Annotated in this window: 10 protein-coding genes; 5 read left to right on the top strand and 5 right to left on the bottom strand. The window is 44.8% G+C overall.

Annotation, left to right across the window (positions count from 1 at the left end):
- Positions 1–2: 2 nt before the first annotated feature.
- On the top strand, positions 3–1790 hold the full coding sequence (locus tag AB4Z08_RS19535) for a response regulator (protein ID WP_441575450.1): 1788 nt from the start codon (positions 3–5) through the stop codon (positions 1788–1790).
- An 18-nt stretch (positions 1791–1808) separates the two neighbouring features.
- Here the strand turns inward: AB4Z08_RS19535 and AB4Z08_RS19530 are convergent, their stop codons facing one another.
- Entirely contained in the window at positions 1809–4367 is a 2559-nt protein-coding gene (locus AB4Z08_RS19530) for a mechanosensitive ion channel family protein (RefSeq protein ID WP_441575449.1), read from the bottom strand.
- 53 nt (positions 4368–4420) lie between these two features.
- Positions 4421–5293 carry an AraC family transcriptional regulator gene (locus tag AB4Z08_RS19525; RefSeq protein ID WP_441575448.1) on the bottom strand — a complete coding sequence of 291 codons (873 nt, stop codon included), beginning with the start codon at positions 5291–5293 and terminating at the stop codon, positions 4421–4423.
- Between the two features lie 187 nt (positions 5294–5480).
- On the opposite strand from AB4Z08_RS19525, the gene AB4Z08_RS19520 reads away from it, so the two are divergent.
- The 3 genes from AB4Z08_RS19520 (at position 5481) to AB4Z08_RS19510 (ending at position 10237) form a co-directional block, all read left to right on the top strand.
- A complete protein-coding gene (locus AB4Z08_RS19520; protein ID WP_441575447.1) occupies positions 5481–8306 on the top strand; it encodes a glycoside hydrolase family 2 TIM barrel-domain containing protein in 2826 nt (941 codons plus the stop codon).
- Positions 8307–8396: 90 nt separating this feature from the next.
- Positions 8397–10049: a sodium:solute symporter family protein gene (locus AB4Z08_RS19515; RefSeq protein WP_441575446.1), complete on the top strand. Its 1653-nt coding sequence runs from the start codon at positions 8397–8399 to the stop codon at positions 10047–10049.
- Positions 10050–10057: 8 nt separating this feature from the next.
- Complete coding sequence (locus AB4Z08_RS19510) at positions 10058–10237, top strand: hypothetical protein (protein ID WP_441575445.1); 180 nt, start codon at positions 10058–10060, stop codon at positions 10235–10237.
- Between the two features lie 89 nt (positions 10238–10326).
- Here AB4Z08_RS19510 and AB4Z08_RS19505 read toward each other — a convergent pair whose 3' ends face one another.
- Genes AB4Z08_RS19505 through AB4Z08_RS19495 form a run of 3 tightly spaced genes read right to left on the bottom strand, consistent with a single transcriptional unit; the run spans position 10327 to position 14402 of the window.
- Positions 10327–11208 carry a heparin lyase I family protein gene (locus AB4Z08_RS19505; protein WP_441575444.1) on the bottom strand — a complete coding sequence of 294 codons (882 nt, stop codon included), beginning with the start codon at positions 11206–11208 and terminating at the stop codon, positions 10327–10329.
- Positions 11209–11232: 24 nt separating this feature from the next.
- Positions 11233–13206, bottom strand: a complete 1974-nt coding sequence (gene hepC, locus AB4Z08_RS19500) for a heparin-sulfate lyase HepC (RefSeq protein ID WP_441575443.1) — start codon at positions 13204–13206, stop codon at positions 11233–11235.
- Between the two features lie 5 nt (positions 13207–13211).
- Complete coding sequence (locus AB4Z08_RS19495; protein ID WP_441575442.1) at positions 13212–14402, bottom strand: glucuronyl hydrolase; 1191 nt, start codon at positions 14400–14402, stop codon at positions 13212–13214.
- 314 nt (positions 14403–14716) lie between these two features.
- Here AB4Z08_RS19495 and AB4Z08_RS19490 point away from each other — a divergent pair, with 314 nt between their 5' ends.
- The gene (locus tag AB4Z08_RS19490) at positions 14717–17863 is read left to right on the top strand and encodes a SusC/RagA family TonB-linked outer membrane protein (protein ID WP_441575441.1); all 3147 of its coding nucleotides are present in this window, start codon (positions 14717–14719) and stop codon (positions 17861–17863) included.
- Positions 17864–17882 lie beyond the last annotated feature (19 nt).

Below are 17882 nucleotides of genomic sequence, written 5' to 3'. Positions count from 1 at the left end.
CCATGCAGCCCTCCACCAATTCCCTCATCAATTTCTTTACACCATATTTTGAAAAATCCATTAAAGTAGCCAGAGCCGTTTTAAATAAGCCGGTATTTAACATTGGTGTCACAGCCGCACTTTCAGACCATCAGCAGCGAAATGTAAAGACGATTAATATCATCTCTTTTATTACCGCTTTCTTTGCTGTCTCAGGAACTTTGCTTTTTTACTTTTGTTTTATTCCTGACATTAACATTGTGCTTGCCGGCTTCATTGAAGCAGGCGCATTTGCATGGGTGGTGGCGCTGAACAGAAATCATCATTATTCCTTAGCTGCCTTACTTTTTTATTTATTTCACAACGTCGCTATTGTTTACTTCGGTTTGAAGCTGGATGGTGATGCCGGCGTACAACAGGTAGGCTTTTTCATGGTAGGCTTATCTTTTCTGCTATTTGAAAAAAGACATGAAAGGATTATCTGTATTTCCATTACCGCCATTTCACTCATTGGTATAGAACTGAATCAGCGACTGGGTTTTATTCATCCTTTCCAGATGGTTAAGGATAATAAGTTCTCCGTGAGAGCAGTGGTATTTCCGATTGGCATTACGTTGAATGCCATCGTTATTTTACTTTATGAAGATTATTACAGGGCATTATTGCGCATCATTTCAGTAAAGAATGAAGCTTTAGAGAAGGCAAATTTATCTAAAAGTATTTATGTCCGTGAAACTTCTCACGAGCTGAGAACCCCGCTCAATGCTGTATTTGGCATGGCGCAGTTACTGTATGAGGATAAACAGACAATTCAGAACCCGGACACCCTGAAAAGAATTGACTGTCTGTATGCCGCCGCATTTCAGACATTACGGATTGTCAATGATGTGCTGGACCTTTCCAAGATAGAAGCAGGGTATGAAATCGATAATTTATTTGAGAAAATTCCCCTGAAAAGTTGCATCACCGAACTGGTTAAAATTCCCCAGGAAACAGCCAACTATGAGGATAAGAAGATCCAGTTGGATTTTGGAAATGATCTCCCCGAATATATCAGCTTCGATAAATTATCACTCACAAAGATTTTCAATAACCTGCTCTCCAATGCTATTAAATATACCTGCAAGCAGGGCACTATCCATATAAAAGTATACGCTGAAAATTATAGAATTTATTGTGATATTACCAATCCGGGCGTTATTGTTCCCCAGGAACTGGACAATCTCTTCAAACCCTTTTCAGGCGTAAAGCGCAACAGAATTGAAGGTACCGGATTGGGGCTGTTTATCACCAAGTCGCTGCTGGAGAAATTGGGAGGAAAGATTGAAGCGAGATGTGATGATGTCAATACCATTTTCTCTTTTTATTTTCCGCTGGTTATTTCAGAAGCAGAAGTAATCTCCAAACCTGTAAATAAATATAATTTCAAGGGATATAAGATACTTGTTGTGGAAGATAATCCTATGAGCCTGTATCTTTTAAAATCCACAGTAAAGAAAAATGGGGCAGAGGTGTTATGTGCAGAAGATGGAAAGGAAGCATTGCGGATCATTCATGAAGAACACCCTGACCTGGTGATAACAGATTCCGATATGCCGGTAATGGGCGCCGTGGAAATGCTGCAGCTGCTTCGTGCTGATCCCCAATACAGCAAGTTGCCGGTAATTGTAGTTACCGGCAGGGTATTTACCCAGGAAAAGGAAGATATTTTAAAGGCAGGCGCCAATGAGTGCCTTATAAAACCATATCAGGCTAATGATCTATATTCATTGATGGATCAGCAGCTAGGAGAAAGATCGTCTATTGTCTGAGTAACTAACTTACAGGGTTTATTGCGTTTCAGATTCATTATCTGTTCTGAAAATATGCACATCCTGTTGAGGAAACGGGATTTCTATTTTATTTTTTCTAAACGCTGTAGTGATAGCAGCAATAACATCGCTTTTAGTACTGATACCGTCTCTGAAATGGCGCACCCAGAAAAACAGGTTGATATCAATGGAGCTATTGTTGAAATCCTGGAACAGCACTACCGGTGCCGGTGCAGCCAGTACCCGTTCATCTGCGTTTAAAATCTCCACCAATATACTTTTTGCTTTTTCCAGATCCGTGTTATATGACACGCCCACCACCAGGGTCATACGTCGTTTGTTACCTCCAAGCGTCCAGTTAAGCAGTCGGGAGTTGAGAAGATCACCGTTAGGAATCACCATATCGGGGCCATCCCAGGTGGCAATGATGCTGCTTCTGAAACCAATGGATTTCATCGCGCCGGTTTGCCCGTTGACTTCTACAATATCTCCAACATTTACCGGTTTCTCAAAAGCAATAATAAGCCCACTCACGAGATTGTTCACAAGTGTTTGAAGGCCAAAGCCAATACCAACGCCTAATGCGCCCAGTATAATAGCGATCTTGTCCATCGGTATACCTGCGGCGGCAAAAGCAAACAATACGCCTATTGTGATGATAGATATGCGGATTAATAATAGCCAGCTGCCAAGACCAGTTCTCTCGTCCTTTTGATTAGGAGCCGATCCCAGCCGCCTGTCGGAGGCGAAGAAGGAGACCAATCTCGAAATTATAATTGAAATGGCAATGATGAAGAAAAGTATCAGCAGGTTATTTATCGTAAATGAGTAGTCTCCAACATTCCGTTCCTGGGATAGAAATGTCCGGACAGGATCGGTCATCAGTTTAAATGCGTAGAAGTTTCGCCCGAATAAAATAAACCAGCCCAGGATCAATAACGTGTAAAATAATGGATGCGCCCTGGTGCCGATTTTTTGAAAGTTTATATAAAGCAACTTCTTTTCCGAGCCCGAATAAACAGTGTAGGCAAGTGACAATGCTTCATTGATCAATCGTACGGTCCATAAAAATAATATGGCAATGATTACATTAAAGAAACCGCTGGTCAGCAGAATCTTTGACAAGTTATACCTGCCGGAAAAATTGGCAATAACAGCGGCGAATTCCAGTATCGTCATCAGTCCAATGGCGTAGATGATCCAGTTTTCTTTTAACTCGTCCCGATGACCTTTTTTAAGGGTGAATATGCCAAAGGCCGTACCGGCAAGCGATAAGGCCAGCATGTACCATCTTTCAATCCGTGATGCCTGTAAAATCAGGTTATCTGCACCCGCTGCAAAAAAGAGCACCATTATTGTAAGCCAGAAGAACATCCAGAATCTGCTGATAAAGTTCCGGAAGATGATCGTGAGCGCGATAGCAGATAAGCTCCAGCAGGTAGCGCTGAAAATGAAAGGAGGAGAAGAGAAAATGAACTGAAACAGACTTGGTATAATAACTACTGCCGACAAAACAGGATAGCGTAGTACCAGTTGTCCACTAAAGTCGGCAGACAGCAGGTTATGTGCGCCGCACATCTTTTTTAACGATCTTAAATATAGTGCTATAACGATCATAAGCAGCATCACAATGATGATCTGCGTGACATTGGCCGCTGCGTAAAATCGCCCGGTGAGCAGCCCCTTCATTTTTGAATAGTAGCTGATCTCACTAAATGGTCTTGAATAATCTGTTTTTTCCCACAAGGCAGGAAACTCCCTGTTAAAAGTGCGGTCTGAAATATAACGTTGATAGCCTTCAATTTCTTCCAGTCTCGCAGCAAGATCGAATACCTCGGTGTTCAGGGGGTTCTGAATCTCCTCTATGCCTGTTATTGTTGCGGCCAATAAACTATCTACTGGTCCGATACCATTTGCCAGGACGGAAATTTTTTTGATGTAACTGATTAATCTTGCGGAATCATCGGGGAATTGAACGATGGAAGGATCTGTGGAAAGGGAATCTATATTGTACCGGAAGTTGACAAGGGCACTATGATGTTTATCGATTACGTTTTTTAAGTTCGTGGCTTTTTTCTGTAATACGAGCAGTAGATTATATGAAGTAGTGAGATTCCTGTATGAATGTGCGGTTCCTCTGTTGGTAAAAATTCCATCGCCTGCAATGGAGGACCATTTTTTAATATTTTCCAGCTCAGTCCTGATGCCAACTGTGTCGATTCCACTCCGCAAATATCTCTTGGCCTTTTCCATCATCTTTTTTGTTGCGTCCATTATTTTCTCCTGCTTCAGCGCAATTCTTTCTTCGGCAAACGTAGTAATGTACTGTTGGTTGAGTTTTAACCCCGCTTTTTGTGCACGCTTTACAAAGCTCAGTTGGGGGGTGTCACTAACAGGCACCTGGGTATTTGCTATGGTGGAATCATGCTGGTGGTGGCTGGTATCTCTCTGCTTTGCTGTGGCACAAACAACTGTTAGCAACCATATGACTACTAATAGCACCCGTTTAAAGTGTGTCCGGAGAGATGGTCTGTTTGTTCCTGGTTGAAGTGACAGCAAAGTAGCAGATATATTCATTCCTTCAATTTTTCATTAAGATAAGAAAACCGTTGATTTAGTGGTGTGGATCGCTATTCCCCCTTTTGAATACTTTTTCTGTATTCTGAAGGACTCATGGAAGTAATATTTCTGAAACACTTATTAAAGTTGACCAGGTTATTGTAGCCACTTTCAAAGCATATCTGCATAATGGGGAGTTCATTCTGGCGGAGTAATTTGCATGCATGGGATACACGGATTTCCTGCAGAAAGTGCACAAATGATTTTTGTGTGCGTGCTTTGAAGTAACGGCAGAACGCTGTGGGGGACATTTTGGCTATTCCGGCAATTGTATCCAGGGTAATTTCCTGGTGGAAGTTGGTGATCACATATTGATATACATCATTAAACCGGCCGGCGTCTTTACTGGTGAGTGCATTTTGATAGGCATTGCTGGCGAGATAGTCGTAATCTGCCGATTCTGAAAGGAAGTCTATCATATTCAGGAAGTGGGAAATCTTTTTGAGTCCTTCCGATGCTACAATGGCGCTTATCTTTTTTACGAGCAGGGCGTGTGCATGGCCTCTGAAGCGAAGGCCACGACAGGCGTTGGTAAACAGTCGTTCTACGGCTTGCGCTGCTTCTGTACCTGCTACCAGGTTTAATACCATGGAAGGTGCGAAATAAAGTACAGTGGCTTTAACCCGCAAATGCCGGTGTTGCTGGAAGAAGACATTGTCGTTTTGCCAGATGTGCGGCAAATTCGGCCCCATGAGTACGAGGTCTCCTTCTTCGAAATCATCTACATGATCTCCTACAATTCTCTTCCCATATCCCTCTTCAATCAGTACCATTTCGCAGGCATCATGAAAATGAAAGTGAGAATCAAGGTAGGATTTGTCTACATACTTAACACGAAGCTGCCGGTCTGTACCTAAACCGGTATCCATTAATCTCGCTTTCATCACCTGTATTATAATATTATTGATGGAATTTTATGTATAAAAATGGATTTGTGCAAATATAGTTAATGTTTTAGATAGAATCGTTAACCTCTTACAGGGATGTTCTGGCTATCTTGCCTGCTCCAAATGCCAGGTAATGAAACATACATTAAAGAAATAATTAAAGAAGCATAACGGTAAGCACATTATGAAACAACTCATAAAACTAAGTTCCATTATATCTATGCTGACATTGCCGGCGGCACTGATGGCTCAACAGCAGTATATGGCTGCCGGTCGTCAGGCATTGGCACCTGTGCCTGTACAGACCACCGGTGTGAAACAGGCGGTGATTAGTTTAAGTGGCGTCTGGGATATTAATTTTAATGCCATGTCGGCTACAGGCGGCTGGAAGCAGATACAGGTACCCGGAGAACCTGCTATGCAGGGATTTCCTGTTAACCACGACCAGCCTTTCTTTTACCGGAAGAAATTTACGGTGCCGGCAGATGCTGCCGGGAAAGACCTGGCCATCCGTTTTAACGGCGTATACAGCTATGCCAGAGTATGGATAAACGGACAATTACTGCGGGAGCATTTTGGCGGCTTCACGGCCTGGGAATGTAATATTACGCCCTATGTAAAGCCTGGTACAGCTGCCGTGCTGGTGGTGGAAGTAACAGACAGGATAGATGATATCTCTTTTGCTTCCGGCTACGCGCATCATCCTATCGGCGGTATCCTCCGGGATGTACAGCTGATTGCCAGACCTTCCGTATATCTTAATCATTGTTATACCTACACCGACCTTTCTGCCGATTTTACTGCAGGCACGCTGCGTATGGATCTTGGAGTTACCTCGCCTAAAGAGCACCTGACAGTGGCCTATACACTCACTGCTCCGGATGGCAGGAAAACGGCAGCAAAAACGATTCCTTATCCGGCGGGAGGGATGATCCACGAAGCAGTACAACTGCCACAGGTAGTCACCTGGAATGCGGAAACGCCACACCTGTATCAGCTGGACATTACATTGTTACAGGCAGGTAAACCCGTTGAAACCATTAGCCAGCAGGTTGGTTTCCGCAAAGTAAATATCAATAATAAAAACCAGCTGCTTGTTAATGGTATGCCGGTGAAGCTCAGAGGTGCATGTCATCATGATATGAACGCGTTGCTGGGACGTTCTACGAACCGGCAGCAGGACAGCCTGGATGTTATCCTGGCGAAAGGCGCTAACCTTAATTTTATCCGTACTTCGCATTATCCGCCTTCTGCTGATCTGTTGGAATTCTGCAACAGGTACGGCGTGTATGTGCAGGAGGAAACAGCGATTTGCTTTGTGGCGCAGGATCGTGGAGGTGCATATAATAAATACAGTAACACGCAAAATGATACGGCGTACACTTCCCGTTATCTGGGTCAGCTTAGTGAAATGATTGACAGGGACAGGAATAATCCCGCCATCATCATGTGGTCAATAGGTAATGAAAGTGGCTATGGTACCAATTTTCAGCGGGAATATGATTTTGTAAAACAGATAGATACCAGCCGTCCTGTTTCCTGGTCATGGCCATACTCTGCACTGAAAGAAAACAAACGTTGTTTTGACATTGCAGTAGCCCACTATCCTGTATACGATGGTAAAGGCAGCGATATGGGAGGGATAGACAAAGGCATGATGCACCCTGATTATCCATTGCTGAGTGACGAATGGATACATGTGGCCTGTTACAATACAGACCTCCTGCGTTACGACCCCAACCTCAAGGATTACTGGGGCCGCAGTATGGATACAGCATGGCTCAATCGTTTTGATGTACCCGGAAATATAGGTGGTGCTATCTGGGGAATGATAGATGAAACTTTTCATATGCCGGGTAAGGTAACCGGCTATGGCCCCTGGGGCATAGTAGATGTATGGCGCAGGGAAAAGGCCGAATACTGGAATACAAAGAAGGCTTATTCGCCTATCCGCATCAGCCGTATGGATTTTGAGTCAAATAAGACCGGCGATATATTGCAGATACCGGTGAAGAACCGTTTTGATCATACCTCGTTATCCGCCATCACCTGTAAGGTAGTAACAGACGGAAAAAGTACTACGCTGTCATTGCCCGGAGTGGCGCCTCACGCGAGCGGTACCATCGCATTGCCTACGAGTGGTATGGCCGGACAATCTGCCCTGTTGCAGTTTTTTGATGCTGCCAGCCATCTGCTGGATGAAGAAAAGATTACCTGGGGCAAACAATCATTGCCTGCCTTTACGCCGTCACAACAAAAGTATACCGGCAGCGATTTAATAACGGGTATGCCCATAGTAGTAGTGAACAGACCGGAACATTGGGATGCATTTAAAAATACCAGAGGAATTTTCTCCGATACCCTGCGATCTGCCACCAGTGAGGTGAGGGAAGCCGGCGATTATAAAACCTATCAGTTCAGGGGAATGTTAGGGAAATATCCGGTGTCCTACACGGTGAAGCAATTTACATCTGGATTGATGGAGATAAAATATGAGGCCGACAGTATACCTGCTCATACCTGGGAAGTTGGGATTAAAATTCCGGTAGCTGCCGCATTGAACCAGATCGAATGGAACAGGAGAGGATACTGGACTACTTATCCCAAGGATCACCTGTCTGCCACCAGTGGTATTGCAGAAAAGAATACAAGTGAGATCACCGCATATCGCACCCGACCAGCGGGGGGCATTGCAACAGATATGACGGATTATTACCTGGCTTCCGCGGGAGAAGGATTAAGTGCTGCCACCAGCGCTTCTGAAGGCTATCGTGCAAAAAAGGAAAACATCTTTACATATACGCTTTCACAAAAAGGAATGCCGGGCAGCATACATGTGATCTCCAATGGTAACCAGGCTGCAAAAATGGAGATAGACGCAAATGGGCAACAGTGGCTGATCGTATCGGATAAATGGGATTACTGGAGCCTTTCCTGGGGCAACTTCCAGGGAACACCTAATAAGTCGCAGCATGTGAGTGGCACGGTGCAGTTAATCATAGCACCATGACGCGTCCCCCGGATGCATGAAATAATAAGCTTTTTTACGCGGGTTTACTGAGTTATCCCAGTAGTCCCGCGTAGTTTTTATATCAACGTTATGAAATTAGAACTGATAGATTATTGCATCATTGTATTGTATTTCATTTTCGTCATCGGCATTGGGCTGATGCTCAAAAAGAAAGTGAAAACGGGCAATGATTTTTTGATGAGTAACCGCAGCATTCCTCTCTGGATTACCAGTCTTGCGTTTATCTCTGCCAATCTCGGTGCGCAGGAGGTATTAGGGATGGCTGCCAATGGTGCCAAGTATGGATTGTATACAGTTCACTTTTATTGGCTGGGCGCCGTTACCGCCATGATTTTTTTAGGAGTTTTTATGATGCCGTTCTATTACGGCAGTAAAGCCCGCAGTGTGCCGGAATACCTGAAACTTCGTTTTGATGAAAAGACCAGGACCTTTAATGCCATCAGCTTTGCAGGGATGACGGTATTTTCTTCGGGCGTGTCTCTTTATGCGTTGGCTATGCTGATGCAGGTAATGCTGGGATGGGATTTTGATTTGTCTATCTGGCTGGCGGCAGGGATTGTGCTGGTATATATTTTTCTCGGTGGTCTTACCAGTGCAGTATATAATGAGGTGTTACAGTTCTTCCTGATTGTACTGGGCATAGCGCCGCTGGTATTTATAGCCATGCAGCAGGCAGGCGGCTGGGAGGGCATTGTAAAACATGTGGACGATGCTAAGTTACACGCATGGAAAGGGCTCTCTTCTCCCGAAACGAATCCGATGGGAGTAGATGCCTGGGGAATAGTTTTCGGGTTGGGCTTTGTGCTGGCCTTTGGTTACTGGTGTACGGATTTCCTGGTAGTGCAGCGGGCCATGATCAGTCGCAACCTGAACGATGCACGGCGTACGCCGGTAATAGCGGCTATTCCAAAGATCTTTATGCCACTGATAGTAATACTGCCGGGAATCGTTTTGCTGGCATTGCAAAAACAGTTTACAGGTTTTGCGTTGCCGGTGAATGCTTCCGGCGACACAGACTATAATATGGCGCTTCCGGTGTTATTAAAACAGCTGTACCCAAGTGGTATGCTGGGTGTTGGCGTTACTGCGCTGATTGCCTCTTTTATGAGTGGTATGGCTGGTAATGTCACCGCTTTTAATACGGTATGGACATTTGATATATACCAGACGCATATACGACCCAATGCATCAGAGAAACATTATTTGTATGTGGGGAAGTTTACAACATTGGCGGGCATTCTTGCATCTGTGGCAACGGCCTATGTAGCAAAGGGGTACAACAGTATTATGGATTTGCTGCAGCTGGTATTCAGTTTTGTAAATGCACCGCTGTTTGCCACATTTTTCCTGGGGATGTTCTGGAAAAGAACTACCGGTCATGGTGCTTTCTGGGGATTATTGGCGGGCACTGGTACGGCGGCATTTGTGCATGGTATTTCTGTTGCGGAAGGTAAGGGTGGATGGATTGCACCTTGCTTTACCTTTCATTCCGGCACGGGGCAGGCATTTACTATTGCGTGGATTGCGTTTGTGGTATGCTTTGTAGTGACGGTGATAGTGAGCTTGTTGACAAAGCCGCATCCGGAGAAGGCACTTGAGGGGTTGGTATATAGTCTGACAGAACGTATTCGTGATCCGGAAAAGCGTTGGTATAAAAACCCTCTTTGGCTGGGATTAATTGTGCTGGCAGTAACGATTATTTTTAATATCATTTTCTATTAATGAAATATATGAACAGATTTCTGGACCTGCGTTTTGTGATCGGTCTTTTCTTTTTTCTGACCGGATGTCTGCTACTGGCATATCAGTTTTTTCATGGAGAGGGAAGTCTCAATCTATGGTGTGGGGCCCTCTTCGCGTTATTTGGGTTAATGATGATGTTATTTTCGAAAAAAGAAAGGGAGGGATGAGGAGGCGAGCGTACTTATAGGAATAGGTTTTTGGATAGGAGTGATTTGCAGTGGGTGCCCTTTGGGGCACCCTTTTTAATTTTTTCCATCTACTGCGGCAATGGGAGTTGAATAATTCTAATATCATCGTGGTAAATAATCCGGGTGGGCACATCACCATTTGCCAGGGATTCACCAGGGCGATATAGTCCCCACTTTAGATAGCCGGATACGGCAGCGGGATTGTCGGGCAGCCATGTCTGGAAATTATGTATTTCCCAGATAAGCGAATAATCGGATTGGTTGGGCAGGCGCATATAAACTTTGTAATAGCCTGTAGCCGTATCTGCCCATAACACGTCAATCCGGAAGTCGAGCCATTGGTTGATATATGGTTGGTAGTTAGACAGAATAGTTGTTTGCAGGTCGTTGTTAGGCGCCCTGAAAGCGATGGTATTTCGTTTGGTCATCAGGTAAAACGCAGGGTTACCACCGCCACCTAGTTTGCCCTGGAAAATGATATCGCCAGCTTGTGAGTTGCCTGTTACATAAGGTTGCCAGTCTTTTAGCAACAGGCTTACTTCATACCTGCGTTCATCTCCCGGGTGGTGTTTGCCTTCAGGAATATTTGCGGTGGCGCTTTCGCTACGCCAGTGATTGTCTGAGAAGTAAGCGGAATCCCCCAGCACCACTTTATGTGCAATGGCATAATTACCTGTGCGGCCTGGTGATATGATGTAGGAGGCATCGGTGGCGGTAGCATTGGTGGTGTTAAGATCAGGTATCCCGGAATTGATGGTACCTGATTCGTAGTTGACGACAAGCAATGTATCGCCACCGGAGTAGGTAGTCTGGCCGGCAACATGACTGCCGGCAGTTGTTTCTTTGACAGAAAGACTATTCTCCATTTGCTTGCTACACGCGGTGGTTGCCAGCAGGGAACTGATAATAGCCATCTTTGATGCGTTCAGAAAAGGGACTGATTTTTTCATAGTTGAATTGTTTTAAGGGTTCAATCATAAAACACGCTTTACATCATAACTTTTTCTGTCGATCGTTAATTTCAGATTTATTGTTCCATTTGAATAATTGTTGCCGGTATTTTCTTTGATACTTACCTGTGGGGCTGTTTTCCCTTCGTAAGGAAGAAGAATGGTAATAAAAACGGGTGCATCATTCATTGTTTTGTGCTGGCCGAAAACAAATGCAGGACGCGTTATTTCTTTGCGATAGGCATAGGATACTTTGCCTTCTTCATAGGAAAGAGAACAGTGTTGCTTTCCCAGAGATTGTATCAGCAGGTTGTTTTCATCCGGGAAGGTGGTATAAACTTTATTGTTCAGGGTATCTAAAACAGGATGGCTATCTTCTTTCAGCTGGAAGTGTACGCCCAGATTGCCAGCTGCCGTTCCGTTTGCCTGATCGATTATCAGAAAGAATTTGTGATCTATAAACAGCACACTTCTTTTATGGGTGAGATGATCGTAGCTGGGGTTGGTATAGGTTAGTACCTCCGGGTTGGCATCCGGCTTCCAGTTCAGCAAAGTGGCGTTGGTGATGTTCATGTTTTTGTTGTCCAGGGTCAGCGTCTGATGCACACGAGTCTGTCTGTACCAGTTTCTCATCTTATTAATTTCCTCATCTCCGCTATAAACATAACAACCTGCATCCGGCATAAAATTTCTGCCTTTTACCCATAGTTCAAATGTACCATTGTCGGGTTGCGCATGGAATTCGCCCGGAGGGCTGGCTTTCAGCACCAGGACGGTGGATCGCATATCCCATCCGTTTCTGAAGGTGTAGAAGCCGGCTTTGGTAAGTCCCTGCGATAAAAAAGAGGGCTGTTGGCCTTTGTTGCCATCAGTAGCGTAGTATTGGATGACGGGATTTTCCGGGAAGGCTTCGTACCAGGATTGGTATTGTTTGAGCATAGCGTTTTTAGTTACCAGCCAGGAGTCGCCAAACATAGGAAAGGTATAATCAGGAAAAGAAAAGTTAATAGTGGCGAAGATCATATGTTCGATGGTCTTTTTGTAACTGGTAGGGAAATCATCTTCACCTCCGTTGAGTTGAGCCATGCGTAATGCTTTCAGGAAGATATCGATGCTGGCGTTATGATAGGACGGAGAGAGTTCAAACTGCATCCCATCTTCATATACCTGTTTTTGAATCTCCCGGTTGAGTACTTCGATCCCGCTTTTTTTCCAGGCTGATGCATTTTTCAGTTCAGGAAAGAAACAGCCGGCGTATATCATACGTTGCGCCTCAAACAGGAGATGGTTACCTACTTTGGTATAGTGATCGGGGATGTATGCTGCCTGCTGGCTATAGCTGTTCAGAAACTCCAGTAAAAAACGGGGTGTGAATGATGTGGCGCTGACGAATAGGTTGAATGTACCTGTCAGGCTTTGTAAACGTTCAGATATTTCCAGTGGTCTCCAGGCAAAGCTGTCGTTTTCTGCTGACAGCCCTAATGGGTTTTTTCTTACCCAGTCGTCAAACTGGAACACCCATTCTTTCGCGTATTTTTCATCGCCGGTAGACCAATAGGCCAGTCCCATGGGTTGCCACCAATATACCCGATGCAGTTGCCAGCGTACTTCGTTGTCTTTTACAGGCCAGTATTGCCAGTTAATATCTTTCCCGTAGTCGTAAAATCCATATCCTTTCTGAGGTTGAAACTGGTGAAGCAAGGCTTTGTCTGCTTTTTCCAACACCTCTTTGGATATGGGTTTACCGGCGTAGCTGGCTTTATCTTGCAGGTTATATTCCGGATGTTTTATGTTTGTCCGTTGGCGGTAATAGGTAAGTAATTCCCGGGCGGCCTGATCATATTTGCCTGTTGTTACGAGTTGGCTAACGGTTTCCAGGCCGGGGTAAGCCAGATTTAAGTTGCGAAAGCTGGCCGCTGTTAACGCGGTATCTTGTGCGCTTGCTGTGAAAAAAGCCAGCAGCAGGCAATATAGCGGGATGATTTTTTTCAGGTACATATTTCTCAAATAAGTTTTTTAATCTGGCCATATCTTTTCAATGCTTCCAGGAAATAGTAGTCGGCATACTCGATAGGCGTATCAATTTCTGAATTATACAGAAATGCACCAACACTATGTTTTAAAAGGAAGAAATGATTTTCGCCCGGACCCGCCAGGTAGGTGGGTGAGGATAAGGATTGCAGGATATCTTCTGCATAGTTGAAATATTCCTGTCCTCCGGCTACCTCGGTACTGAGTTGCAGCAGTGCAGAGGCAATAACCGCTGCCGCAGAGGCGTCTCTGGGGGCGCCATCCAGGGCATTGTGCACATCGAAGTCCCATGCGGGTATTTTATCTTTCGGCATATGGGGATGGTGCATAATAAAGCTGGCAATATGTTTTGCCTGTTCCAGGAATTTCGGGTTGCGGGTATATTGATAACACATAACGTATCCATATAATCCCCAGGCCTGTCCTCTGGCCCAGGCAGATTCACTGGTGAGTCCCTGGTGAGTAACTTTTTGGAATACTTTACCAGTTTCAGCATCATAGTCCACCACATGGTAAGAGCTGAAATCCTTTCTGAATTGGTTTTTCATGGTAGTTGCTGCGTGGGTTGCAGGTGCAATGGAGTAGGCGGGTTGATGGAATTGGCCGGCAGCCCAGAAGAGATATTCCAGGTTCATCATATTATCTATAATAACGGGATAGTGCCATTCTCCCATATCCCAGGAGCGGATGGTGCCAGTTTTTTTATTGAAACGGGCATACAGATGCGCGGCGCCTTCTTGTAATACCGGCAATAAGGAACTGTCGCCGGTGATGCGAAAGGCATTTCCATAAGAGCAAAAAAGCATAAATCCCAGATCATGGGTATTGGTAATATGTCTGACAGTGTCAAGCCCAAGTGTAAACTTCCGGGCCTCCTCTTTCAACGCAGTGTTGCCGGTGAGTTCATATCCGTACCACAATGAACCCGGAAAAAAGCCGGTTGTCCAGTCCTGCACCGTTGCCAGTTTCACAGTACCATCAGGTCGTACCGATCTGGGATTCATCCCTGGTGAATAAATTCCGGCGGCTTTGGTGAGCTGGTAATTAATGGTGTGAATCGTTTTTTTAAACCAGTCGCTTCCATCCTGTGATGGGGTTGCAATCGAAGTTCCGGAAAGGAATAAAAAAATGGCAGCCGTTATGACGCCAGGTCTGGTTATCATATCTTAAAAGCTTTAAATGAGAAATTGAACAATGAACTAAAGATAGATTGTCAACCAGAACAAGGCTTTCACTATTGTCCAGAAAGATTTAGAATTTGTTGAATGCACGTATTTCATCAAAATTGATAGCATTTTGAACAATATTGAAAGGGATTTTTGATAATCCCTGATACATTCGTACCTGCCAACTATTCCGGCCAAAATGTAGAAAGTCAACGAAGCCGTCAGTATAAACATCCTGCATTCATTCCACGACTAATGATTGACTGAAAAAACAGGCTCGTTGAGATAATTAAATAATTAAAAAATAAAGGATGAAAAGACTTTTGCTTTTTTTGATGTTTTTAGCGGGTGGCTTCACCGCATTTGGACAGACCACCATTCCTATTAAAGGAGTTGTTGTCAATGCTGCCGGGGAGCCGTTGATTGGGGTGTCTATCCAGGAACGGGGTACTAAGCGGGCAACGATGACACTGGCGGATGGTCACTATGAAATTTCAGCCGACCCAGGAGGTATCCTGGTATTTACCTACGTTGGTTTCCGAAAAGCAGAAGTGGCCGTGAATAGGCGCGGTGTGATAGATGTTACCTTAAAGGATACCGAAAAGGGGTTGAATGAAGTGGTGGTCATCGGATACGGCACGCAGAAACGAAAAGATATCACCGGTGCAGTATCATCTGTAAAAGGAGCAGAGCTGGCCAAAATTCCGGTTCAAAACGTAGCCTCTGCACTCACCGGCCAGATTGCCGGCTTGCACGTTACTGCAGACGATGGTACCCCTGGTAGCGAACCAGCAATTGCCCTGAGAGGAGGTGGCTCTATTACGCAGGACAATCAACCCCTGTATGTGATAGATGGTATTCCCCAAACAAATGGACTCAATTTCCTGGATCCAACAGATGTGGAGAGCATAGAAGTGCTGAAAGACGCATCAGCTACTGCCATTTACGGTGCCCGCGGAGCCAACGGGGTAATCCTTGTTACCACCAAACAGCTGAAACCCGGCAAACTGGCGGTATCCTATGATATGTATTATGGTACGAGGAAGATTACCAAAGAATTGCCCGTGCTGAACCCATTACAATATACCCGATTGATGTATGAGAAAGCGATTGATGATCCGCTGAAAATACAGGAGTTCGAAAATACTTTTGGCACTTTTAACCAGTTGGACAGTCTTTACGCCAACAGGGAGGGGATTGACTGGCAGGATCAGATGATGGGCCGCCCAAGTCATAACCAATACCATAAAATCAGCCTGTCAGGTGGTAGCGCTGAAACCCGCTTCAACCTCTTTTATTCCCACAACGATGATGAAGGCATCGTAATGGCCAGCGGCGCTAAAAAAAATGTTGCCAAGCTGGCGGTATTACATAACATTAATAAGAAAGCGCGTGTAAGTGCTAACGTAAACTATAGCGATCAAACTATTACGGGCATAGGCACCCGGGAAGGCAGCACCAAATTAAACCAGCTGCAGAATATCATCCAATACAGGCCTACCTATGGTAAAAGCGGTACCGATGATGATTTCCTGGGGATGGATAATGACCCCTCCATTGATGTAGGTGCACTGCCGCTGCAAAATCCGGTCACCAACGCCGTTTCCCAGCTGAGAGCATCCTTCAACCGGATTTTAAATCTGAATACTACACTGGATTACACTATTGCCAACCATCTCACCTACCGTGGGCTCGTGGGATTGAGGGTATCCGGTACAAAAATGAATACTTTCAATGATGCCCGTTCCCTGCTGGCAAAGCGTTCAGGTGGCCCATTTGGGTCTATCGGACAATATGATGAAAGTGGCTGGAACTATTCCAATACCCTCACCTACGACAATACATTTAAAAGAATTCACCGGATCTCCGTATTGATCGGGCAGGAACAGTTACATACCGACAGATCAAATTTTGTGGCGGCAAACAGTAAATTCCCGGCGGTTAACCTGGGACTGGATGACCTCTCACAGGGAACAACCCCGGTAGTACCTACCTCGTATGCAGAAGCAGAGGATATGTTGTCTTTTTTTTCCAGGGCGAATTATTCCTTCAGAGACAAATATATCCTTACCGCTACCATACGTGCAGATGGCTCTTCCAAATTTGGTCCGCATAACAGATGGGGATATTTTCCGTCCGCTGCTTTTGCCTGGAGAGTGATCGAAGAGAAATTTATGAAGAGCGCCACCTTTCTTTCTGACCTGAAACTGCGTATCAGTTATGGCACCGCAGGCAACAACCGTATTAACAATTACCTGGCAAATAGTCTGTTGCAATCCGGTATCTATCCTGTTAATAATAGTAATGCCACTACTGTTGGTGCATCTAATCTTCCTAATCCAAATCTCAAATGGGAAACCGTACAATCACAAAATGTAGGATTGGATCTTGGCCTCTTCGGTCAGCGTATAGTCCTTGCTGTAGATGCCTATAATAATAAGACAAAAGACCTGCTGCTGAATGCACTGATTCCATTTACCTCCGGTTTTGCCAGCCAACAGATTAATATTGGGGCTACTTCCAATAAAGGAATTGAAATTGCCCTGAATACGGTTAACATCCGTAAAAACAGTTTCGAGTGGACCAGCAATTTCAACATCGCTTTTAACCGCAATGAAGTGCTGGCGCTAACCAGTGGCGAAAAGGCCAGATACAGTACCAGTTGGTATGACCAAAACGACTATATCGTTAAGGTAGGCAGCCCTGTTGGATTGATGTATGGCTATCAGTCAAATAATCTGTATACAGTGGACGACTTCACCTATGACGGAAACACTAAAATGTATACGCTGAAACCCGGTGTAGTGGTGGATGCCAACAATCCTGCCCGGCCGGGTAATCTGAAACTGGTGGACCTGAATGGAGATGGTATCATTACACCTGCCGACAGGACTGTTATTGGCAACGCTACTCCAAAACATACCGGTGGTTTCAGTAATACTTTTAGCTATAAAGGAATTGATCTCAGCATCCTGGTTAACTGGTCCTTTGGAAATGATATCTATAATGCTAATCTTCTTAATAACAGTCTTACCTATCTATCCTACCAGAACACGCTGGGATATTTTGCCGACAGATGGATAACGATTGGTGCAAACGGGCAGAAGGTAACGGATCCCGCTGCACTGGCAGCTATGAATGCCGGCAAAACTATCCCTTCCTGGAATGGCGCAGGAACCGCCATCCGATTATATGATAAGATGATTGAAGATGGTTCTTTCCTGCGTGTTAATAATATCAGTCTTGGTTATACACTACCCAAAGCGTGGGTGTCCAAAGCTAAAATCTCCAACGCCAGAATATATGTAACAGGAAATAACCTGTTTGTGTGGACGAAATATACCGGATATGATCCGGAAGTAAGTACAGCCAATACTTCAAGACTTACGCCCGGAGTGGATTTTGGAGGTTATCCGAGAGCCCGTTCCTTTATTGCCGGCCTGAATATTTCGCTTTAAAAAATTGAAAAAATATTCC

Origin of the sequence: Chitinophaga sp. RAB17 (assembly GCF_052114225.1) — a bacterium.
Classification (GTDB): Bacteria; Bacteroidota; Bacteroidia; order Chitinophagales; family Chitinophagaceae; genus Chitinophaga.
The sequence above is the reverse complement of the archived record's forward strand: the minus strand, read 5'-3'. Positions and strand labels throughout refer to the sequence as shown.

Coding starts and splice junctions, on each gene's coding strand:
- AB4Z08_RS19535 (WP_441575450.1), top strand. CDS start 3: ATGCAGCCCTCCACCAATTCCCTCATCAATTTCTTTACACCATATTTT.
- AB4Z08_RS19530 (WP_441575449.1), bottom strand. CDS start 4,367: ATGAATATATCTGCTACTTTGCTGTCACTTCAACCAGGAACAAACAGA.
- AB4Z08_RS19525 (WP_441575448.1), bottom strand. CDS start 5,293: ATGAAAGCGAGATTAATGGATACCGGTTTAGGTACAGACCGGCAGCTT.
- AB4Z08_RS19520 (WP_441575447.1), top strand. CDS start 5,481: ATGAAACAACTCATAAAACTAAGTTCCATTATATCTATGCTGACATTG.
- AB4Z08_RS19515 (WP_441575446.1), top strand. CDS start 8,397: ATGAAATTAGAACTGATAGATTATTGCATCATTGTATTGTATTTCATT.
- AB4Z08_RS19510 (WP_441575445.1), top strand. CDS start 10,058: ATGAACAGATTTCTGGACCTGCGTTTTGTGATCGGTCTTTTCTTTTTT.
- AB4Z08_RS19505 (WP_441575444.1), bottom strand. CDS start 11,208: ATGAAAAAATCAGTCCCTTTTCTGAACGCATCAAAGATGGCTATTATC.
- hepC (WP_441575443.1), bottom strand. CDS start 13,206: ATGTACCTGAAAAAAATCATCCCGCTATATTGCCTGCTGCTGGCTTTT.
- AB4Z08_RS19495 (WP_441575442.1), bottom strand. CDS start 14,402: ATGATAACCAGACCTGGCGTCATAACGGCTGCCATTTTTTTATTCCTT.
- AB4Z08_RS19490 (WP_441575441.1), top strand. CDS start 14,717: ATGAAAAGACTTTTGCTTTTTTTGATGTTTTTAGCGGGTGGCTTCACC.